This window comes from Cardinium endosymbiont of Sogatella furcifera (genome assembly GCF_003351905.1).
Lineage (GTDB): Bacteria > Bacteroidota > Bacteroidia > Cytophagales > Amoebophilaceae > Cardinium.
This window is the reverse complement of the sequence record NZ_CP022339.1, coordinates 613132-634905: the sequence shown is the minus strand read 5'-3', so window position 1 is coordinate 634905 and position 21774 is coordinate 613132. Positions and strand designations below refer to the sequence as shown.

The window sequence follows — 21774 nt, the reverse complement described above, 5'->3', positions numbered from 1 at the left end:
ATTAAGTTTAAACTAAACATATACAACTATATCACTATAGCGTTTCTTCCCCTTATCCTTTTTGAGCGAGTCATAGGTAGGATAAGGCAATTTTTCTAATAATATGGTCTCGCCTTTTGCACCGCCTAGTTTGCAAAGTGAAAAAGAACGGTCGTATCGATCACAAAGCTCCATGGGCATGGTAGATTCTGCACAATAGGTATGGGGGTGTTCTGGCAAAGCCTTTACTGCACCAAAATAAGAGGCATCTCCTTTGGATAGAATCTTTAGCGCCTTACCAAGCTGCTGGTTGGTATCTACGAAATAATACCGCCAAAAGGTAGCACGATTTTGAATCTTAATGGTATAGGTAATAGGCTCGACTAAGGCACTATCTTTTTGCTCAGATAAAGCATGCACAAAACGGGTAAGATCTATATCAATCATGGCAAAAACATTCCAACCTAACCCGGCTGGGTAATGAGGCACATCTTGAATTTTTACTAGATCCGACTTACCCATAGAGACTTTGCTATGTAGCAGATGAGGGTCCGTATGCCGATTATGCAAATAATAGACTTGACCGATTGGGTACCCTGCTTCTAATTCTGCAAGATTCAATAGTTGGCTATTTTTTAATGTCACCACAAAGGAAAGGGTAATGCCCGCTGCCTTTTTTTTAAATAACGCCAACGGATGATCATAATCCTGTGAAAGCCATATCAACTCTATACCATCTGGGTGACCTAACAGACGCACCCTACGTGCGGCCATCCAAGAGGTAGTAGCCTGGGTTGGCGCTATATCGAAGTCATTCTGAGGCTTATTAGATTTATAATAACCATTTGAAATAACTATACGAAATAATTTTGTTATAAATGCCATTACCGCTCACGTGATGAAAATGCGGATACTACCTTTAAATCCATCGCAGCATCTCCTATAAATATAAGACCTACCTTATAGAGCAAAGAAGGACTATAAGGCGTATGTAAACTTTTCCAAAGCATGGACCGCTCCGATGGCGCCATCTTTACTAACTCAACTGAAAAACTGTCAATCCCAATCTCCTGTAAAACAGGGGTGTTAGCAACATCAAAATGCGACTTATGTTGAAAAAATGCTGCCACATAAGCAAGTAATTCTAAATTTTTTAATAAGTCGGCTGCCTTATAATCTGTAGAAAATAAGAAATAAAGGCTAAATGCTTCTGGTACTTTACGTAAAACAAAACCATCCCCCTGTGGCACATATTGCGTAGGGTTGCTGCGCAGTTCTACTGAAGCAATATCTACCAACCTCATAAAAATTCCCTTGGAATATTTGCTTTCTATTTGGGAATTTCCTAAAATTGACAGGGATATAGCTGGCCCCTTTACATTCGTTTTAGATTGAATGTATTGGTTTACTTCAGATAATATAGTACTAGTGCAATGATGCAACATGTTGGGTCACTTTATTATTCATGATACTTGCGGCATACGCGCCATAACGATTGTATACAAAGGTGCCATATAGCAGGTGCACTCGGCTCATTACTCCGCTTACCTAGCGGCTCAGATGAACAAAAACCCTTTATTGCTTAAATATATTACATTTTTAGATCTTTTTTATGCAAAAATACAAAGATTATCATTTTGTGCTTAACAGTCGTAACCCATACCAGTTATAAGCCCCCTTAAGGAAACGCAGCGGTTAGCCAAGCACAACCAAAAGCTCGTGCATTTAGAAGCAAAGCAGAGCTATAAGACCCATGCTTGAATGGTCAATAGTTGCGTGCTATGCGGCTACACCCTTCTATACGCTAGGCTCACAAACTACCCTAACCTGGTTATTAGCTACCGAGGTAAAACCACCCTTTACTGAAAGGGAAGATGAGGTAGACCCAACTGTATAAGTGATCTTTCCTGCTATGAAACTACTTAAAGTAGGTGCATGATCAGAAAGCACCTGAAATGGACCAAGTGCACCTGGCAACATGACACTATCCACCTCTCCATTAAAAAGCCTACGATTAGGCGCAATGATAGATAAATGCATATTTAATCTATTTACTTTTGGTAGACAGTCACGCTCAATAACTAATTGCGCTTCCTATTAACTGAAAGGTAGCTAAAAGGTTTTTTAAAAGCAAATGGGCCTAAATAGATTGTGTCATAAATAGTCTACCATTTGTACGCCTCCCCTCTAAGGATAGCCTTCTTTCAAAACGCTACAGGTCATGTGCGAATCAGATACATGCGCAAATATATGCAAAAAGAGGCCATTATAATAGATGGTTGAAGGATATGGTCTATTATTAATCTATTGTTATGCAATAGCAGCAGCAAAACGTGCTGCAGCAACAGTATGAGCCGCATAACGCTGCGCAGCAGCAGCAGAACACGCAGCAGCCGAAGCAAAATCACGAACCACATCAGCAGCAGCCAGAGCAAAAGCAGAAGCTGCTATATCAGCAACAGTCTTAGCAGCATCAGTAGCAGCATCAGCAGCAGCCTTAGCAGAACGAACCAAAACCGTCATCTTACCAAATAAAACTTTCACCAAAGCAATATAGCGCGCACGAGCCATAGGCGCACGACGAACAGCAACTACATGATCAACAATAGCCCAAGCAGCCGCAGCATAATAACGCACATCAGCAGCAGCGCAAGCAGCCGCCTTAGCAACAGAACGTGCAGCAGTAGCAAAATGACACACATCATCACTAGCATAACCAACAGACTCAATAGCAGGACAACACGTCAAAACAGTAGCACGACTAGCAGCATACAAGTCGCAAGCATTACGATAAGCACGACCAAAAACTTCAGACAAAGACAAAGAAGAGAACGGAGCAGAAGCGGAAGAAGAACCAGAAACAAAACCAGAAGAAACATGGCGCATACAAGGCACACCATGATGCGGAGTATGGGTGGTTGTAACACAGGATTCACTTACAGCATGCATATGGTGCTTCACCAGCGCATTACATCCACCTAACGTTAATAACCACAGTACAAAAACTTTTTTATGTTCCATGTTTTCCTTAGCTATGCGTTTTGCATTACATCGTTAAAAACACCTTAAGCAACCTGCCTGGGCATTGGGTAATTATTATTCATACCATAAGTTATTATATAAATAAACATAGAAATATACAACCAGATGCATGGAAGTCGATTACGCTATGCATGCATGGGTAATGCAATAGAATGTACTGAAAAAAAGCACCTTATGACGTAAATTTTACAATGGGGCTATCCTTAAATAGCCACCATTCCCGGAGCAGCATCTATACAGGCTGCTTTTATATGGCAGCAGCAACAGCATTCGCAGCAGTAGCAGCATGCAGACGAATAGCGTCAACAACAACAGCAGCAGCACGAGCAGCAGCAGCAAATAGATCCGAAACAGAAGACTCAACAGACGAAACATCAGCTACAGCAGCAAAACGACTCACTGCTGCTGCTGCTTTAGTAGCTCCAGCAGCAGCAGTAGCAGCATCAACAGAAGCAGAACTGGCACGCTCATAAGCAGCAGAAGCCGTATCATTATGGACCCTAATAGAAGCAATTTTACGTGCATTATTAATATGTGCATCAGCAACCTCAACCACACGGTCATAAGCAAATACAGCATCAGTAGTCGCAAACACAGCATCAGCATGTGCACAAATAGCAGCAGCAGCAGAAACAGCAGCATGAGCAGTATATGCATAAACCCTAGCACAATCTGCAGAATGAGTTGCAGAATCAGCCTCAACACGAGCCGTATGAGCAGCACGGGCAGCAGAAGCAATAGAAGCAACATGAGCAGAAACCATACGTATACAGCCAACTGTAGTAGACAAATTAGCAGAACGAGCCACAGAAGTAGCATAGGTAGCAGCCTTAGTAGCAGCAGCCCTAGCAGCAGCAGCAAAAACAGCAGCATGATCACCGGCATGCGAAACAGCAACAGCAGCCTTAGCAGCAACCACATGCGAAACAGCAGCAGCCTTAGCAGCAGCATCAAAAGACGCCGCAGCAGTCAAAGCAGAAACAGAAGTACAAGTATATGCATCAGCATAGCCAGAAGCATGGGCATAAGCAACCGGATGGCCAACATCATACGCAGCACGCGCAGCAACTAGATACGCATCTGCTGCTGCAGCAGCAGATGCAGCAACACGCATATAAGCAGCGGCAGCATTAGTACAAGCAAAAACAGCAGACCCAGAAATAGTAGCCCGAACAGGCGTACCACCATCAAGAGGGAAAGCACGCGCAAGAGCAGTATTGGCACGAGCAGCCGCAGCACGAGCAGCCGCATCCGCATCAGCCGCATCCACACGAGCAGCCGCAGCAGTCATAAAAGCAGAAGCAACAGAAGAATCAAAATCAGCAGCACCAGAAGCATGCGTAAGATACATGGGACCCGCAACAAAAGAGGGATCCCCAGGATGCACATCCTGCTTAATGTCCGTATGGCAACCACTTAATAGGAGTAACCACAATATAAAAATGCGTCCATGTTCCATACCGAGTTATACGTTTAACATTACACCGCTAAAAAACAATTTTACGCAATGGCTTACTATCTAAATTTGCATATCAATAGATTATTTAAAAAAATATAAGAAAAATACAACTATATAGATGGAAATAAATTTTATTATAAAGGTATAGTACAAAAGTTTTAGTGGGTAAACCTTTTGCAGCGCAAGGGTTGAGTTGAAGAAAGTATATTTGAAAAACTAGTAAAAAAAGGTATAAAAGGAAATATAACAATCTATACGAAGCACATAGTAGAACTATTTTGCTTAGGCTTGAGCAGCAGGATCACGCACACGATAACAAGGCACAAAAGGCACAAGATAATTAATAGCACGAGAGATAGGCCTAAAGATAAACGTAGAGACAGACGTAGAGATAGACCTAACCCAACGAGTAATAGCAGTATCCACCGCGGCAACAACAGCAGCAGCGGGCGTAACAGGACGAGGAGCAGTCATCAAATAAACAGCACCATGAGTTTGTGGATAAGCATCAATAGGTCTTTCTGCGCACGCCTCAACACCAACAAAACCATCAGCACCCGCAGTAAAAGAGGGATCCACAGGATGCACACCTTGCCTAATGCCCGTATGGCAACTACTTAATAGGAGTAACCACAATATAAAAATATACCTATGTTTCATGCTTTTCTCAGCTATAGGTGTAGCCCCTACACCGTTAAAACACGACTTAACTAAACGCCTTGCTGTGGTAATATCCATACCCTAAACTAGGAGATAAATATAAAATAACATAGAAAAATGCAACAAACAATAAGACATTTATATTGCACTTCTTTCTTGATAAAACAGTATACAAAAATCAAGCGCTGATGAAAAAAGGGCATACGTGCACAAAACCATAGCTACACATGCTATCTTAACCTTACTTACGAAAGTATTTGTCCCGTACGTAATGAAACAACAAATAATTCATTGTAATCATGTATAATGCGATCGCAATGGCAAAACCAGTTTTAAAAGATATCATAAACAAAAAACAAAACAATAGAGCATAATAGAAAAAACATCATTAATCTACAGTTATTATCGAAACAATCCAAAAAGTTTGTAGCAAACTGCATTATATTAGGCTCCATAAGGTGCGTGTCAGATAAGTTGCATTGCGGACGATCACATTGCACCTATATCTACAGGAGCTAAATGGTTGTTGTAACCCTTTAAATCAGCTTTTCTTGTTTTAAGCGGCCCCACTCTCGTATAAATAAACCTGTTCTTAGAGAAGTGTCTGAAATAATGATCTCTTGTAGCTTACATGTGGTCAGAATCACCTTAATAAGGATAGCTGATAAGGGGATTAGTTTTAAAAAAACGGGTTCAATAGCAAGCTGTTTTTGCCAAATATGCACAGGTGTGGTTTGTATAACATGATAAATGTTAAAAAACTGCTCTGCCGACACCCTTTTTATACTACTATTTTTTGTTTGAATAGGTAAAAAGTTATAGTGGCATTTGTACAACATCAACAATGTACGGAAAGCACCAGAACTGCCAATGAGTTGACTGGGCCTATAGCGCTTAGTGGCCACAAACAAAGGGGCCAAAGCTGTACGATAATAGTTTTCTAAAAGGGCTACTTGAGGAGGGGTAATAGGGTCGCTATAAGCAAACTGAGCAGCAACACGACGTATGCCGAGTTCAAAGCTTCTTTCCCATAATGGTTCGAAATGGTTAAAGATAATAGACTCCACACTCCCACCGCCTATATCAATAATCAAGCCGTGTGCATCTGTTAAGGTAAAGCAAGAATTAATACCATGATAAATTAACGTAGCCTCCTCTATACCGGAAATAACTTCTACTTGAATATCTGTTTCAAGACGAATCGCTTCAATGACCTCAGCTGCATTAGGTGCATCACGTAAGAGGCTGGTCGCCTTGGCAACAATACAACGAACGCCATCTATATCTAACTTTCTTTTAATCGCTACTAAGGTAGCTACGATATTGTTTTGCTCTTCTAATGAGATATGCATCCCGTACAAGGGATGCTGTACCATTGCTCTTGTAATTTTTTCTTCGTAGAGTATGGTATATGTTTCTTGATCCACTACTCCTACCAATACATTTATAACATTCGTACCTAAATCAATAACAGCTAGTTTGGACATGTTATTAAAATTAAAAAGCTGTTCTATGGTTTTTATGGTGTGGCACACCATATATCTAAATAACGATTTTCTTTTCTAAGAAAGAAATACGCCATTTAAGATACAATACCATATCGGGCATGATTTTATGTACTACTTGGCCATAGCCTGGAATAGCATAGTTCGATACACGCGGATCATCATTTTGTTTGCCATGCAAAAAGTGGGCTATGCTAAACTGTATACCGCCATAGAGTTGCGCTGCTAATCTAAGTTCAGAGACGCCCATGCACTTTATCCAACCTGCTACAAAGGACTTAACGCTAGAGGTATGATCATTAAAAAAGGTAATCAGGTCAAAGCGACTCTGCCCATAGGCAATACCAAAATAAGCATTACTCAGACGATTAAGATGGAAGACATACAACAGGGCGCCTAAACCATATCCACCTTTTGACCGATAGCTTAATGTGTTGGTATAACTTATCTCTTTGGGCTGATCAGACAAATAGCCAAAATCAATCGACAACTGTATGGGACCACGGAAATGGAGATCAACCCCTCCCCCATAACGTCTCTGTCCATTGGGCCACAAGTTCCGTAGGAAGGTCAACCAATTTATCCTCAGCCCAATCTGCTGTACAAGAGGAATGTAGCTAGGTATCTGCATGGGCTTAGCAACCAAAAATCGGTCTAAAAGATCCATTACATTGCTATGGCCCCCTTTGACCAAGGGCAAACCCGCCTTGTCTTCTATAGGCAGATGGCCTTCAGGTCTATTGGCTACTTCCAGCGGAGGATCTGCTTTTTCAGGGGACCAAGCATACCTGCTACCTGGCACCTGATTACTGGGATTGGCCCCAACTGGGGCAACGTTAAACCATGCATGGGCAATGATCAGGAATAAGTTTCGTATTTTTAATAGGGATCGCATAGTTATTAAATACCAATATTGAAATGTATACTCAGCTACCATGCCTACCTTCGAGCACGGCTATCACCCATCTTTCTTTTTGATGCATATCCTTATATAAGCATATTTGCTTAAAATTTGCACGATATAGCAAATCTACAATCTTTTCGCCTAATGCTTCATTGATTTCTAAACAGAGTATGCCATTGAGACGCAAATGACGCACCGCAAGTTGGATAATCCGCCTATAAAATAGCAATCCATCATGCACAAACAAAGCTAAATGGGGCTCATAGTCTAGCACATTTGCATGCATAAAGGACTGCTCCTGCATACGCACATAGGGAGGATTGCTAACGATTAAAGACCAATGCGTGGCAGGAAGTGGCTCGTTTAGAATATCCATTTCTATAAAATGCACAGCTACACCTAACTGCGCTGCATTATAAGCAGCAATGGCTAGTGCTTCTTTGCTGATATCAATGGCATCTACTGCTGCCTGTGGGAAGTGCTGCTTGAGGGTAATGGCAATACAACCACTGCCGGTTCCTATGTCTAGGATAGAGGTGGGAGGCGCAAGTTGATGCATTAAAAATGTGACCCATTCCTCTGTTTCTGGTCGTGGAATAAGTACAGCAGGCGTTACTTTCAAGCGATTGCCTGCAAAATAAGTAGCACCAATAACGTATTGAATAGGCTCATGCTTGTTTAGCCTACTGACTGCATCTAAAAACTTCTTTTGAAGGGTAGGTGAAATGGTACACAATGGATTGATAATATAATCTTCCAGCTCAACCTGTAAATAGGCACCCAACAACTGCTGCACTATAGCACGACATTCTAATAGGTTGGGTATAGGCAATGCTAGCGCTTGACACAAGAGATCTGATAGCGTACGCAGGGGCATAGACACTACAGAAGATGCTGAATTAAAAAGTAAACGCATTAGATTTTTGTAATATGATTTGCTAGAGTGAAACACCCTATTTGCACTTTTTACAACCAGCCCACCCGACCAGTTATTTTGCCTGGTCCTATGTGCAATGTATATAAAAAGCGCACGGATAAGCTACTATAAAAAAGTATCACCCACCGGATATGACCTAGTATATACATGTGAAATAATAACTGAGGCTGATAAAATATAGTACAACAGTCTACAAAATTAGTAAGGTTAAATTGGTTTTTGTAATTTTTTTTATAAAATTGTGATTCGTATTTTTCTTTTATAATTTATTGTAATGATCATGTTAACGCACAGGCACAATCAAACGAACCTGGTAGCCCATGAGGCGGACAAAACCGCCATCCTCATCGCCCTTGTTACGCCCCAGCAACCTTTAGCTAAAACAGAAGAATATCTCGCAGAACTCACCTTTTTGGCAGATACTTGGGGATTAAAAGTGGTTAAAAGATTTATACAAAAACTAGACCATCCACACGGTGCTACTTTTGTAGGTAAGGGTAAACTAGAAGAAATAGCTGCTTGTATAAAAGCAGAAAAGGTTGGTTATGCTATCTTTGACGATGAGCTTTCTCCCTCACAAGTGCGCAATCTGGAAAAATTACTATCCTGTCAGATATTGGATAGAAGTTTGTTGATCCTGAATATCTTCTCTATGCGTGCCCAAACCAAACAGGCAAAAACACAGGTGGAATTAGCACAGTATCAATATTTATTACCACGACTTACCAGAATGTGGACCCACCTTTCCAGTCAAAAAGGGGGTAGTGCAGGTATGCGTGGCCCTGGGGAAAAAGAATTGGAGACAGATAAAAGAATTATTCAACACAAAATCACTAAATTGCGCGAAAAATTAAACAGCATTGCACAACAATGTATAACCAGGCGTAAAGGCCGGAGTGATTTGGTTCGTGTGGCATTGGTTGGGTATACCAATGTAGGAAAGTCTACCTTAATGCAACTGCTATCCAGGTCAGATGCCTTGGCTGACAATAAATTATTTGCTACAGTAGATGCTACCGTGCGCCGGGTAGTATGCAATGGATACCCATTCTTGTTAACAGATACAGTAGGCTTTATCCGTAAATTACCCCATACCCTGGTGGAATGTTTTAAGTCTACCTTATCAGAAATTAAAGAAGCAGATTTGCTGCTGCATATCATAGATGCCTCACATGCGGGTTTTGAAGAACAAATAGACATCGTCAATCAAACCTTAGCAGAAATAGGGGCGGTAGATCTGCCAAGGGTTTTAGTATTCAACAAGATGGACGCCATCAAGCAGGAAAGCATACCCAGCAGTACACACGCAATAGATAGCGCAACGGCTTTAAACAGCACAACCTGCCACGGCACCATTGATGGTTACCCTTCCGTTTTGATCTCTGCAACAAAAAATCTACATATCGACCTGCTAAAACAAGCAATTACAGAAGCAATAGAACGGATTCAGGTAACCAGATATGTCAAAGCTGGTTATTAACAACTACTCAGCCTTATAGACCTAATCCAAATGTTTATATTTCCAATGCGCTGCCTCGCCATGTTCTGCTATATAATCCATTCGTTCTGTACGTACTTGCATTTCTAGCCTTCCATATTGATAGGTTTCAAAGGTAAGATGGAGCGACTCATAACTGCTATCTCTTGGTATACTGATCCAATCTCTCATAATATTACAAATCGGGCTATACAGATCACTGACAATGCTAAGCACACGCCAACAAGCTATCTTTTCTTCTTGTAGGGTTTTCCCATCCATACCTGTTAAAATGACTCTAATCGCAGCAAGATCATGTATTTGATCGACATTAACCTTTAATCTTTGAATTTTATGCCAAATAGAATAAATAGATTTAATACGCTTCTTTAAGATAAAATTAATTCCATGTGCTTGCACGGCTGAATACACCTCTTCAGAAATAAGGTTTAACTTCTGCTGCCTTTGAAGCTTGGTCATGCCGAGCTTAGCAGTAATAGAGTAATAACTCAAGCTATCGGTATGCTTTAACCAAAAATCTGCTAACTTAGCTTGAATATTATATAACCGCATTCTATGGGCAAGTGGAATATAAAAACACTTCAGATCCAGTAAAAGCTTCGTACTAGTGCAATAGAGCAATTCTGACTGCAGATTCTCCAACGATACGCCACTATAGTTTACACGGATGATGTCACAAATTTGTAACAAGATGGCTAAAATACGAGGTGCAGCTGCATCAGGGGCACTACGACCGTTCAAAATGGAGCTACGACACAATTTGCAACGCTTTAATCGATTCAGTTCTACCAATATAGAAGCTATTTTTAAGCCAAACCGCCTTTGAATGGCTTCTTTCCGGACTAACCCTTTTAAGAAAGGTGGTGCTAAGATCGCAGCAATAACTGTAGAAAGCCCCAAAGACATCTCCGTAGCAGCAATAACAGCTATCTGGATAGATTCCCTTAAGGCGTGCTTAAACATTTTTGAATGGGCCTGCTCTGCAAAGCTTTCTGTCCATGAACACGCTTCCTGTATACTGGACCAGGTGCGCTTCATATCTTTTGGCGTTTCAGAAACTGCCCTTACAAGCTGATGCAAATTCCAATCATTTAAATCAAGCATTTCATGTTTTTTCATGGCTCTACACAATCAAAAGTTTCCTACATAAACCAACTCCATATATAGACTTTGGTTCATGACTCCCTTCAAATAAAGTTTATTACTTCGCTTCAAAGTTACAACTTTATACATTTGTATGGCACACAATAGAAGAAGAAATGCTTCAAGTTTGAGACCCCTCTAAAACGAATGAACTATAATTTTAAATAAAGTATACTAAAATCAAAAAACAAGTTCGGTATTTTTATGCTTTTAGATAACCTGTGCACAGCTAGCACACCACCATATGGCTACCTTTACCTTGCTTAAAGTGTAAAAAACTACTGTTTACGCTTTAATAGTAGGCATATAGCATGGTACCTGAGGCCGGAATCGAACCGGCACAATATCACTATCATTGGTTTTTGAGACCAACGCGTCTACCAATTCCGCCACCCAGGCAAAAAAAACACGGGGACTACCGAATAGGAATAGTTTTTTTCAAACTACTGAATCCATCCAAAATGGATAGTAGAGGTCGCGAGTGGGTTCGAACCACCGTAAGAGGTTTTGCAGACCTCTGCCTAACCACTCGGCCACGCGACCCAAAGATATGCCTATGCCTTATCTTCTCCTTGTGTGTTTTGTTCTAATTTTTCCTTCAGGTCAGCAAAAGCTTCAAACCCTCTAGGCGCTTTCTCTGTTTTGACTTTTGGCTCCGCTTTCACTTTACCCTCACTTTTATCCTCTACTGCTGGATTAAAAATAATTTGATGCGATAAAATTATTTTTTTATCTGCTTTAGCAAATTTCAACACTTGAAAGTCTAACTCTTCGCCAACTGCTGGTTCCTCCCCATCTACTTTAATTAAATGTTGCTGAGGCACATGACCTTCTATACCATGGGCTAGCTCAACAATGGCACCACGACCTAGGGTCTTTTTCAAAATCGTACCTTTATGTAAGGTACCTATTTGGAAAATCTTCTCACAAGCATCCCATGGATTTTCCTGCTTGAGGCCAAGTGAAAGGCGCCTATTTTCCCGATTAATACCCAACACGATCACTTCTACCTTTTCGCCCAACTTCAACACGTCACCAGGGTGTGCCACGCGCTTGGTACCGGAAAGACGCGAAACGTGTAGCAAACCTTCAATACCAGGCTCTAACTCTATAAAGGCACCAAAATGGGTTAGATTGCGCACAATACCTTCATGGGTGGCCCCCACTGCATAAGCAGATAAAAATGCATCCTGCTCCCACGGATCTCCAGTTAATTGCTTAATCCCCAAGGATATTTTATGATTCTTCCGATCCAAAGATAATATACAGGTTTCAATGGTATCGCCTATTGCATAGTGCTCATTGATGTCACGCAAATACTGCGACCATGAAATATCTAAAACATAGACAAAGCCCTCGACACCAGGCATCAATTCTATAAAAAGACCATAATCGGCAATATTGGTGATGGTACCCTTAATGGTAGATCCTACCTGAACCGTTTCTGGCAGCGCATCCCATGGGTGGTCCTGGAGTTGCTTCATACCCAAAGAAATACGTTTCTTATCCTCATTAAAGCCAATAACCACTACACGTACTTTTTGGCCAAGGGTGAAGAGCTCCTCTGGATGGTTGACCCTACTCCAGGCCATATCTAATTTATGAAGCAAACCATCTACCCCTCCTAAATCAATAAACGCACCAAACTTGGTTATATTTTTCACATAACCCTCTAGGATTTGCCCCTTTTCAAGCTTACTCATGATTTCGAGCTTCTGCCCTTCTAGCTTCTTCTCGGTTAATGCTTTATGGGAAACAACCACATTATCATTGGTATGGTTGATTTTAATAACCACCACATCAATGGTTTTACCTACAAAGACATCAAAGTCTAATACAGGCCTGATATCAATTTGGGAGCCAGGTAAAAAGGTTTCAATATCAAAAATATCTACAATCAATCCTCCTTTCGTTCTGCGCTTAACAAGCCCTTCTAATACCTCTCCATGTTCCATGGCATGTTGAATCTTCTCCCAGGCTCTGACCAATTTTGCTTTTTTACGAGAAAGTATCAATTGACCTTTTGCATTTTCTGTCTCTTCTATATAGACCTCAACCTCATCACCTGGCTGTAATTCAGGCAGATCCCTAAACTCAGAAGCAGCAATTAACCCATCTGATTTGTATCCCACACCTACAACCACATCTTTATTGGTGAGGCTTATCACGGATCCTGTTACTACTTCATACTGATTAATAGCGCTTAAAGTAGCTCCATATGTGGCAGCCATATCTTCTCTTTCTTGATCTGTATATGCACTACCTAATTTACCAACTTTGTCATATTGATCCCAGTTGAAAACGCCTTCTGTTGCACTCATAAGGGGATGATATTGTCTTTTATGATTACTTGAAAACAGTGATACGAAACGATGCGTTTTATGCTGTTTTACGTGATTAAAAAATGAAATTAAATATACCGACTTCTATGTAAAAGCAACAGCTTGGTGTAGCTAAAAGTGCCCTACAGCTTATAAAGTTACAAAAAAAATTATGAAGACCAATCAGCTGCTATTGACTATTTTCCCTAGCAGATTGATTACCCGACGCTCTTTATTTACTTTACCATCATCAAAAAAGGTGTACATAACATTACAGCGTACGCGTGAGAAACTCAACCTACTTTGACTACAAAAAAGATAGAAAGCAAAGTGCACGAACCACTAGATGGGCAAATATAGATGACTATCGCCCCATCAAATGCACCTACCCAATGGTGGTTCGGTTAAGGTAAGTTAGGTTATTTGATTTCTAGCAGCACTTTTTTATCTGCAATCTTCATGAGTTGTTCTTTAATATCTGCTGCTTTAAAACAGTTGGCAAAGCCATTGGCTTCTGTTTGAAAACCATTTTCATCTGGGTTTTCAGCGGCGTTTACACAAGTTACCAACATGCCCAGTGCCAAATCTGCATTATTGACAATAGCGGTAAGCCATTTTTTAGCCTTTTTAAGCATCTCTTCCTTATAACTTACCACCTCACTCACCAAGCCCATGCGCTCTGCATCTTCTGCTCCCATACGCTTACCGGTCATGAGGTACTCCAATGCTTTCGTCTTACCCAATAATTGGGTCAGTCGCTGTGTACCGCCAAAACCAGGAATAACCCCACAAGCAATTTCTGGGAAGGCAAAAACAGCATTCTCAGAAGCAAACCGAAAATGGCAAGCCAATGCCAACTCAAATCCAGCACCGAAAGCATATCCATTAATAGCAGCTAAAATAGGCTTAGGACAATTTTCTATAAAAGCCAATACCTCTTGACCATGTTCTGCAAACTTTCTTGCATTCAATTCACTTAACTTGAGTAGTTCAGCAACCTCTGTTCCTAAGGAAAAGATCTCTTCTCCTTCCCCAGTAATAATTACGCCCTCTATAGTGTCATCGTCATAGACATCTTGAATAACATTACGCAATTCAGTAAGCCTTTTATCTGTTAAAGTAAAGGAGCTAGCCTTAAAGGTAATGGTTAAAATACCATCTTCTAGATTACTTTGTAATGATTCTGTTTTTTCCATGCTGAACGCAAATTTGTTTTATAGCTTAATTAACCAAACAGTATGCAATGGGCAACATTGCATTTTTCTATCTAAGCAATTCAATAGACTTCTTTCAAAGCTCTAACTACTGCTGGTTATTTGCACGTCGGTCCGGTGCTGATAGCCATCTAGTACGCTGTGGCTTTGCACACCGTTTCGCTTATAAATTCCTCAGCATAAGCAAGCCTTAAAAGAAGTCTACTTATTCCATTTTATACCAAAGCTAAAAACCATACTACCCAAATATACAGGATATTTAAATAGTTCAATCATGTTTTGCATAACCTGCATCTTATCGTACCCATACATAACAGATCCATGTATCAAAGATGAATCACTTCTCCATAGGCAGCAGCTACTGCTTCCATAATGGCTTCGGACATAGTCGGATGGGGATGGGTACTATTTTGGATCTCATAGGCAGTTGTTTCCAGTTTACGTGCGACCACCACCTCTGCAATCATTTCTGTAACATGGGCCCCAACCATATGTGCACCCAACCATTCTCCATACTCGGCATCAAAAATCACTTTTACAAAGCCTTCTGGTGCACCAGCTGCATGTGCTTTGCCAGAGGCAGAAAATGGAAAAGTACCTACTTTAACCTTATAACCAGCCTCTTTTGCAGCTTTTTCTGTATAACCTACAGAAGCTACTTCAGGTTGTAGGTAGGTGCAAGAGGGTAGATTATTGTAATCCAATGGATCTGGTGTAAGACCTGCGATTTTTTCTACACAAACAATGCCTTCTGCCGATGCTACATGAGCTAAAGCGGGCCCTTTGACGAGATCGCCAATCGCATAAACCCCATTACAACTGGTCCTATAATAGGGATCTACTACAACTTTCCCTCCTTCCATAAGAATGCCATTTTCCTCTAAGCCGATGTTTTCTATATTAGGCTGCACGCCAACAGCAGCAAGCACCAAGTCACTTTCTATCTGTAAAAGGCCTGATTGGGTAGCCATATGTACTCTAGAAGAGGCTTGCATCACTTCCACTTTGGTAACCTCTGTAGCCGTATAGACTTCCATACCTTTTTTTGTAAAAGATTTAATCACTTGTTTGGATACGGCTTCATCTTCTAAAGGCAATAGATAGGGGCTATATTCCACCAGAGTAACTTTTGTGCCTATCGTATGGTAAAAATAAGCGAATTCACAACCAATAGCCCCCCCGCCTACAATCACTATAGAGGCGGGTTGCGTCGTACGTGCCAATGCTTCTCTATAGCCCATAACATGGACGCCATCGATAGGCAGTTGGGGCAACTGACGACTTCTTGCACCCGTTGCTAAGATGATATGTGGCGCACGGTAGAGAGGGGTTGTACCTGCCGATGTGGTAACAGAAACGGTGCCATGAGGCAGTAATTTGCCACGCCCTGCTAAAATGGTGATTTTATGCTTTTTAAAAAGATGATGGATGCCTTGGCTCATAGTAGCCGACACGGTACGGCTCCGCTGCATAATAGCCTCAAAGTTGGGATTGGCATGAGTTACCTCAATACCATAAGCTGCCGCATGGTGCACATAGTCAAAGACCTGAGCGCTTTTTAATAATGCTTTTGTAGGAATACAACCCCAGTTGAGACAAACACCACCAAGTGCTTCTTGCTCTACAACCGCAACATGCATCCCCAACTGAGCGGCTCTAATAGCGGCTACATAACCACCTGGCCCACTTCCGATTACAATAAGATCATATTCCTGAGACATAATGAGTTGTTTACTTTCGGTACATATGAAAAAATGATAGCTGCTAGTATGGCAGACAATTATAGTTAAAATCAGCTAATGTACTATACCCAACTGCTCCTTTATAAGATGAATGGCCTGTTTTTTTTCTGCCATAATCATCAGCAAGTCAAAGGCAATAATGACGGTATCACCTCTGGGAATAACATAGACGCCATTGCGTTTTATAAGGACAATCAATACATTTTCTGGAAAGCTCAACTGAACTATTTTTTTACCAATAGCAGGAGAGTCTTGGGGAACAATGACTTCTATTAATGCACTGTCCACATCTTTGGATAATTGAATGGTAGGTTCATGAGGTTCCAACTTTGGGGCTTCTAATTGTAGCCACTTGGCAAGTGGCGAAAGCGTCGTGCCTTGAAACAAGATAGAGGTGAGCACAACAAAAAAAACAATATGGTAGATCACATCTGCTTGGTGAATGTTATCTAACAACGGATAGGTAGCAAATACAATCGGAACAGCCCCTCTAAGGCCTACCCAAGAAATAAAAATCTTATGTTTTAAATGTAATGTTTTAGAAAAAAACAATGAAATAAATACACTCAATGGACGAGCTATGAACATTAAAAAGATGGAAAGCAATAGGCCAATACCAGCTATAGGTATGAGTTTACCAGGGTAAACCAATAGCCCAAGCATAATAAACATTATGATCTGCATCAACCAAGAAACGCCTTGGCAGAATTGAATGATGCTTTTTTTATGTGGGAAATCCTTATTGCCTAAGATCAATCCAACCAGGTAAACAGCAAGAAAGGCATTGCCATGGAAAAAATGGGTCGCTGAATAGGTAAAAATAACCACAGCTAGCATCAAACCAGGGTAAAGGGAACGGTTAGCCAAACGAAGGTTGTCCAGCAATACCAACATGATTTTACCAACTAAAAGGCCAGCTACGCCACCTACAACCATCTCTTGAATAAAGATCCAAATGGCCTCCATAGGGCTAATGACTTGGTTGGTAAGCAGCAGCGTTCTAAATAAAAACATCAAAAACCAAGCCATGGTATCATTGCTACCCGACTCCAGTTCTAGCATGGGACTCAGATTGGCCTTAAGATGCATGTTCTTCGCCCGAATGATTGCAAAAACAGCAGCTGCATCTGTAGAAGCCACAATTGAACCCATCAACAGACCTTCCAACAGGGTAAATTGCATGCTACCTCCCCAGAGGGTTGTCATGCCCCAAACAAATAGGCCCACACTAAACGTGGTAATGAGAATACCTACAGTTGCCAGTAGTATACCATTCCAAAGAATGGGCCGTATATGTTTGTACTCGGTTTCTATACCCCCTGTAAAAAGAATCAAACTCAAGGTAATAGCGCCGAGCAACTGAGCGGCTATAGGATTATGAAAATCAATACCGCCCAACTGTTCATGGCCTGCCGCCATGCCTACTAATAAAAAAATAATCAACGCTGGAATGCCTAACCGGGTAGATAGCTTGGTAATGACAATGCTCAAGAAGAGTAAAAAAGAACCGGCAATAAGCAAGCTTTCTGGAACTAAATGCATGGATTTTTATACTTAATAATAAGATACAAGGCTAAAGGGCACAACTGACATAGGTGGACTGTATAATGGCCAATACATTAAATTTAAGTAAAAATTAACTGCATCCTACCCAAAAATGCTCCATTATGGATAAATAACTTAACTATGCTTAACTTTATAGTCGTTTTTATGCTTAGCTATATAAAATAGCGCGCTTTATCCACTAGGCCAAACCATCTCATGCGTTATTTCATCTATATATCCTATCTGGGCAAGGGCTATAGTGGTTGGCAGATTCAAAAAAATGGATGTGCTGTACAACAAGTGATCGAAGAAGCACTTGGTAAACTCTTATCCAGGACGATTGCGATCTCAGGCAGCAGTCGAACGGATAAAGGGGTGCATGCCACACAACAGGTGGCCCATTTTGATTCCATAACGCCTATAGACCCGCTACATTTGATCTATAGGCTCAATAGGATTTTGCCATCTGATATCAGCATTACGGCCATTCGTCCAGTAGTAGAGGGTGCACATGCGCGTTTCGACGCATGCCATCGTAGATATGCCTATACCATCATTACACAAAAAGATCCTTTTTATAGAGATCGCGCAGTTTGGCTGCACCACACGCCACCGCTTGCCTTATTAAACCAGATTGCTGGTTTATTTTCTGTACAGGCTGATTTTGAATTTTTTAGCAAGACAACTGATGCAACCAAGAGTTTTATCTGCAACATAAAAGAAGCTACTTGGGTAGCAATGGACAACAAGCTTGTTTTTTACATACAAGCCAATCGCTTTTTAAGGGGTATGGTTCGAACGATTGTCGGTACCATCCTTAAAGTAGCGACTGGTAAAATGGATAGCACTACAGTAGCCCAACTGATTCGACAAAAACCCAGCACACGTCCTATACTTACCTTAATGCCACCACACGGCTTAACATTAGTGGAGGTAGGTTATCCAGAAACTTTATTTATAAAAGAAAATGTATCCTAACCAAGATCCTATTGTGGCACTCGCCACGCCACAAGGCATGAGCGCCATTGCAGTCGTGCGCCTATCTGGAAAGGGTGTAATTAACATCGTGAACCAGCTGTTTCATGGCAGTAACTTGACCCAAAAAGCCTCTCATACGGTTCATTTTGGCATCCTAAAAAAAGGGGATACCCAAATTGATGAAGTCCTAGTTTCCATTTTTATTGCGCCCCATTCCTTTACCAGGGAAGAGGCAGTAGAAATCTCTTGCCATGGTGCGCCTTTCATTGTCACACAATTAATAGAGCTGTTGGTAGACCAAGGTGTGCGCATAGCTGAACCGGGTGAATTCACCAAAAGGGCTTTTTTAAATGGCCGCTTTGACTTAGCCCAAGCAGAAGCGGTAGCAGATTTGATTGCAGCCGATAGCATGTTGGCCCACCAAACGGCCCTTCATCAAATGCGTGGGGGGTTTTCGACAGATTTACAAGCATTACGTAAAGACTTGCGCCATTTTGCAGCAATGTTGGCATTAGAACTAGATTTTTCCGAAGAAGATGTCACCTTTTTAGAGCGCAAGGAATTACAAACATTAGCGGATAAACTGATGCAAACTTTAACACGCCTGATCGATAGCTTTCAATTAGGTAACGTGATTAAACAAGGTATTTCCGTTGTGATTGTGGGCAGACCCAATGTAGGCAAATCAACCCTATTGAATGCATTATTACAAGAAGAACGGGCCATTGTTTCGCCTATAGCAGGTACTACGCGCGACACCATTGAGGGCACATTACACTTAGGAGGCATACGGTTTAGGTTTGTAGATACTGCTGGTTTACGCGAAAAGCCTTCGGATGCCATAGAAGCCATAGGCATCGAACGGACCAAAGCGCAACTCAACAAAGCTTGTATCGTACTCTACTTGGTGGATCTATGCCATATGACCTTTCAACAAGCAGAGGCTGATCTGGTTGCCTTAGGAGAGGTACCCCTACTGAAAATTGGCAATAAAATGGACCTTGCACCACCTGCTGCGCTAGAAGATTTTAAAGATTATTTGTGCATGGCTGCACAAACTGGTAAAGGGCTCAATCAACTTAAAGGGCAGCTTTTGCAATTGGTCACACAAAAACCTGCCGATGGGTTAGCCACTATTGTGGTCAATGCACGCCATTACGATCGATTACAAAAAAGTAGAGCAGCTTTAGAAGCTGTAATGGCAGGACTTGCGCAACAACGATCCAATGAATTACTGGTTGTAGATATCAACCAGGCACTATATGCACTGGGTGAAATTACAGGAGAGATTACCACAGAAGAGATTTTAGGAGACATTTTCTCTAAATTCTGCATTGGGAAATAAGCACGCACCCAATAGGATTACATTGATTTGCATACACCATCACCTGGCTCTTCAACCTCCTTTGACCGGGGCCATAACCGGTGTACCACTAACATAACTAAACCATTGACCACCATACAAGGAAAGACGCCATCATTGGTACCCAATAGGGGAAAAATCCACTTCCGCCAAGCCAAAACAGATAGCGCACCTGCAACCATACCGGCTAAAGCAGTATGTGACGCACTACGAAAGCCTAAAACAGCTAAAACAAATGGCGCCACGACTACAGGCACATACCAACGGTTATACCATAGCGCTACCTTTTCTACGATATAATAGCTACTACTAAGGGCCAACGGAATGGCCAAGATCGCCACAACCAAGATCGCTACATGCGCTATCCTATAATGATGCACAGAAGAAATTTTTTTTCTAAAACGCACCGGCAATATATTAGGGAATATATCATAGCTGATCATAATCGAACAGATATGGAGCCTAGAGTCAGCTGTGGACATCGTAACAGCTAGTAAACAAGTACAAATGATTCCTTTTAACCAAGGAGAAGTATGTGCAATGATGTAATGCCAAATCTCCATCCCTGATAGATTTTGTGGCACCCATGCAAAAACAAACAAACCAACTAATGAGAAACATATCATTATAACAAAACCAGCTATACCCGCATATAAGAACATTTTTTTTGCTTGGGGAGGACTAGAAGCCATATAGACATTTTGTATATAAGCAGGTTCTATACAGTTGACCATAGTAGCTAGATAGCGCAATATAGCTACTGACTTTCTGTTATAAAGGAACAAATGACCCAAGCCAAAATTTTTTTGAGTGGCTGCAAAAGTAATGGTTTCACCAAATGAAGCATCTGTTTGTATAAACATAAACCATGCTAAGAGGGCAATAACCGTAGAAAAGGTGATAAACTGCCATATATCCGTTAAGACAACGGCACGAATACCACCAAATAGTGCATAGGTCACCAACATAAAAGTAGCCAAGAGGGTAATAGCTAATGGACTAGCTGAATCGATGCATATATTTATCCCCCGGCACATAATACGAATTTGCATCGCAATCACAACAGTAGAGTAACACAGACTCAATAAAGCGGTAATCATCCTTGGATACTTGCCATATACCCGCCCCATGGTCTCTGGCATTGAGATATGATAGATAAACTTGGACATATGCATACCGAGCCAACTAAGCGTAAAAAAAGCAGCCATAACACCAAAAATCCGCCAACTGACCCAGAAGAGTCCATCAGAGAATTGGGTTACATAACTCATCAGCGTAGCCCCGCCATAATAAGTGGCCAATATAGTAGCCACTAAATTAGCAGTAGAAAACACCCTATTGCCTACAGCATAGGCACGAAAGGTAGTACCGCTTCCTCTAGTAGCATAACACGCTACTGCTGAAGTAGCTAATAAAAAAACAATTACTATAAGTAATGGAAGATCAAATAACATAACGCAATATAGTTGAATGCACTTTACGCA

Annotated in this window: 18 protein-coding genes and 2 tRNA genes; 3 read left to right on the top strand and 17 right to left on the bottom strand. The window is 41.2% G+C overall.

The annotated features are described in order from the left end of the window. Positions 1–12: 12 nt before the first annotated feature. The 9 genes from CE557_RS02770 to prmC all read right to left on the bottom strand — a co-directional run bounded on the left by CE557_RS02770 (position 13) and on the right by prmC (position 8465). Positions 13–864, bottom strand: a complete 852-nt coding sequence (locus CE557_RS02770; RefSeq protein WP_114910085.1) for a hypothetical protein — start codon at positions 862–864, stop codon at positions 13–15. Continuing rightward, a complete protein-coding gene (locus CE557_RS02765; protein WP_114910084.1) occupies positions 864–1424 on the bottom strand; it encodes a Pvc16 family protein in 561 nt (186 codons plus the stop codon). Before CE557_RS02765 ends, CE557_RS02770 begins: the two co-directional genes overlap by 1 nt. A 352-nt stretch (positions 1425–1776) precedes the next feature. Then, the gene (locus tag CE557_RS02760) at positions 1777–2019 is read right to left on the bottom strand and encodes a FoF1 ATP synthase subunit delta/epsilon (protein WP_114910083.1); all 243 of its coding nucleotides are present in this window, start codon (positions 2017–2019) and stop codon (positions 1777–1779) included. A gap of 270 nt (positions 2020–2289) precedes the next feature. Continuing rightward, positions 2290–3000, bottom strand: coding sequence for a hypothetical protein (locus CE557_RS02755; protein WP_114910082.1), 711 nt, complete (start codon positions 2998–3000; stop codon positions 2290–2292). 268 nt (positions 3001–3268) lie between these two features. Next, entirely contained in the window at positions 3269–4480 is a 1212-nt protein-coding gene (locus CE557_RS05025) for a hypothetical protein (protein ID WP_162789966.1), read from the bottom strand. 282 nt (positions 4481–4762) lie between these two features. Next, positions 4763–5218, bottom strand: a complete 456-nt coding sequence (locus CE557_RS02740) for a hypothetical protein (RefSeq protein WP_114910081.1) — start codon at positions 5216–5218, stop codon at positions 4763–4765. A gap of 458 nt (positions 5219–5676) precedes the next feature. Continuing rightward, positions 5677–6678, bottom strand: a complete 1002-nt coding sequence (locus tag CE557_RS02735) for a Ppx/GppA phosphatase family protein (protein ID WP_114910080.1) — start codon at positions 6676–6678, stop codon at positions 5677–5679. Positions 6679–6682: 4 nt separating this feature from the next. After that, complete coding sequence (locus tag CE557_RS02730; RefSeq protein WP_162789965.1) at positions 6683–7540, bottom strand: porin family protein; 858 nt, start codon at positions 7538–7540, stop codon at positions 6683–6685. A gap of 31 nt (positions 7541–7571) precedes the next feature. Beyond that, positions 7572–8465 carry a peptide chain release factor N(5)-glutamine methyltransferase gene (gene prmC, locus CE557_RS02725; RefSeq protein WP_114910078.1) on the bottom strand — a complete coding sequence of 298 codons (894 nt, stop codon included), beginning with the start codon at positions 8463–8465 and terminating at the stop codon, positions 7572–7574. Positions 8466–8766: 301 nt separating this feature from the next. Between prmC and hflX the strand changes: the two genes are divergently transcribed. Further along, the gene (gene hflX, locus CE557_RS02720) at positions 8767–9966 is read left to right on the top strand and encodes a GTPase HflX (protein ID WP_114910077.1); all 1200 of its coding nucleotides are present in this window, start codon (positions 8767–8769) and stop codon (positions 9964–9966) included. 21 nt (positions 9967–9987) lie between these two features. On the opposite strand, the gene CE557_RS02715 is transcribed toward hflX, so the two are convergent. The 7 genes from CE557_RS02715 to CE557_RS02685 all read right to left on the bottom strand — a co-directional run bounded on the left by CE557_RS02715 (position 9988) and on the right by CE557_RS02685 (position 17946). Next, positions 9988–11103, bottom strand: a complete 1116-nt coding sequence (locus CE557_RS02715; protein WP_114910076.1) for an HD domain-containing protein — start codon at positions 11101–11103, stop codon at positions 9988–9990. Between the two features lie 336 nt (positions 11104–11439). Then, positions 11440–11526 (bottom strand) — tRNA-Leu (locus tag CE557_RS02710). A 73-nt stretch (positions 11527–11599) separates the two neighbouring features. Then, positions 11600–11670 (bottom strand) — tRNA-Cys (locus tag CE557_RS02705). 11 nt (positions 11671–11681) lie between these two features. Continuing rightward, on the bottom strand, positions 11682–13448 hold the full coding sequence (gene rpsA, locus CE557_RS02700) for a 30S ribosomal protein S1 (protein WP_114910075.1): 1767 nt from the start codon (positions 13446–13448) through the stop codon (positions 11682–11684). A gap of 419 nt (positions 13449–13867) precedes the next feature. Further along, the gene (locus CE557_RS02695; RefSeq protein WP_114910074.1) at positions 13868–14644 is read right to left on the bottom strand and encodes an enoyl-CoA hydratase/isomerase family protein; all 777 of its coding nucleotides are present in this window, start codon (positions 14642–14644) and stop codon (positions 13868–13870) included. A 344-nt stretch (positions 14645–14988) separates the two neighbouring features. Continuing rightward, the gene (lpdA, locus tag CE557_RS02690; RefSeq protein ID WP_114910073.1) at positions 14989–16383 is read right to left on the bottom strand and encodes a dihydrolipoyl dehydrogenase; all 1395 of its coding nucleotides are present in this window, start codon (positions 16381–16383) and stop codon (positions 14989–14991) included. Between the two features lie 75 nt (positions 16384–16458). After that, the gene (locus CE557_RS02685) at positions 16459–17946 is read right to left on the bottom strand and encodes a potassium/proton antiporter (protein ID WP_114910072.1); all 1488 of its coding nucleotides are present in this window, start codon (positions 17944–17946) and stop codon (positions 16459–16461) included. Positions 17947–18165: 219 nt separating this feature from the next. On the opposite strand from CE557_RS02685, the gene truA reads away from it, so the two are divergent. Both truA and mnmE read left to right on the top strand, forming a co-directional pair. Continuing rightward, positions 18166–18927 (top strand): tRNA pseudouridine(38-40) synthase TruA, encoded by a 762-nt coding sequence (gene truA / locus CE557_RS02680; RefSeq protein WP_114910071.1) that lies wholly within the window; start codon positions 18166–18168, stop codon positions 18925–18927. Continuing rightward, positions 18917–20272: a tRNA uridine-5-carboxymethylaminomethyl(34) synthesis GTPase MnmE gene (mnmE, locus tag CE557_RS02675; protein WP_114910070.1), complete on the top strand. Its 1356-nt coding sequence runs from the start codon at positions 18917–18919 to the stop codon at positions 20270–20272. The genes truA and mnmE overlap by 11 nt, the downstream gene beginning before the upstream one ends. 17 nt (positions 20273–20289) lie before the next feature. Here the strand turns inward: mnmE and CE557_RS02670 are convergent, their stop codons facing one another. Beyond that, entirely contained in the window at positions 20290–21744 is a 1455-nt protein-coding gene (locus CE557_RS02670; protein WP_114910069.1) for a sodium:solute symporter family protein, read from the bottom strand. Positions 21745–21774: the final 30 nt, after the last annotated feature.

What these genes read in the sequence shown, in the direction of transcription:
- CE557_RS02730 (WP_162789965.1), bottom strand. Translation starts at nt 7,540, where the DNA reads ATGCGATCCCTATTAAAAATACGAAACTTATTCCTGATCATTGCCCAT.
- hflX (WP_114910077.1), top strand. Translation starts at nt 8,767, where the DNA reads ATGTTAACGCACAGGCACAATCAAACGAACCTGGTAGCCCATGAGGCG.
- CE557_RS02735 (WP_114910080.1), bottom strand. Translation starts at nt 6,678, where the DNA reads ATGGTGTGCCACACCATAAAAACCATAGAACAGCTTTTTAATTTTAAT.
- CE557_RS02760 (WP_114910083.1), bottom strand. Translation starts at nt 2,019, where the DNA reads ATGCATTTATCTATCATTGCGCCTAATCGTAGGCTTTTTAATGGAGAG.
- prmC (WP_114910078.1), bottom strand. Translation starts at nt 8,465, where the DNA reads ATGCGTTTACTTTTTAATTCAGCATCTTCTGTAGTGTCTATGCCCCTG.
- CE557_RS02715 (WP_114910076.1), bottom strand. Translation starts at nt 11,103, where the DNA reads ATGAAAAAACATGAAATGCTTGATTTAAATGATTGGAATTTGCATCAG.
- CE557_RS02755 (WP_114910082.1), bottom strand. Translation starts at nt 3,000, where the DNA reads ATGGAACATAAAAAAGTTTTTGTACTGTGGTTATTAACGTTAGGTGGA.
- CE557_RS02695 (WP_114910074.1), bottom strand. Translation starts at nt 14,644, where the DNA reads ATGGAAAAAACAGAATCATTACAAAGTAATCTAGAAGATGGTATTTTA.
- CE557_RS02685 (WP_114910072.1), bottom strand. Translation starts at nt 17,946, where the DNA reads ATGCATTTAGTTCCAGAAAGCTTGCTTATTGCCGGTTCTTTTTTACTC.
- rpsA (WP_114910075.1), bottom strand. Translation starts at nt 13,448, where the DNA reads ATGAGTGCAACAGAAGGCGTTTTCAACTGGGATCAATATGACAAAGTT.
- CE557_RS02740 (WP_114910081.1), bottom strand. Translation starts at nt 5,218, where the DNA reads ATGGATATTACCACAGCAAGGCGTTTAGTTAAGTCGTGTTTTAACGGT.
- lpdA (WP_114910073.1), bottom strand. Translation starts at nt 16,383, where the DNA reads ATGTCTCAGGAATATGATCTTATTGTAATCGGAAGTGGGCCAGGTGGT.
- CE557_RS02765 (WP_114910084.1), bottom strand. Translation starts at nt 1,424, where the DNA reads ATGTTGCATCATTGCACTAGTACTATATTATCTGAAGTAAACCAATAC.
- CE557_RS02670 (WP_114910069.1), bottom strand. Translation starts at nt 21,744, where the DNA reads ATGTTATTTGATCTTCCATTACTTATAGTAATTGTTTTTTTATTAGCT.
- mnmE (WP_114910070.1), top strand. Translation starts at nt 18,917, where the DNA reads ATGTATCCTAACCAAGATCCTATTGTGGCACTCGCCACGCCACAAGGC.
- CE557_RS05025 (WP_162789966.1), bottom strand. Translation starts at nt 4,480, where the DNA reads ATGGAACATGGACGCATTTTTATATTGTGGTTACTCCTATTAAGTGGT.
- truA (WP_114910071.1), top strand. Translation starts at nt 18,166, where the DNA reads ATGCGTTATTTCATCTATATATCCTATCTGGGCAAGGGCTATAGTGGT.
- CE557_RS02770 (WP_114910085.1), bottom strand. Translation starts at nt 864, where the DNA reads ATGGCATTTATAACAAAATTATTTCGTATAGTTATTTCAAATGGTTAT.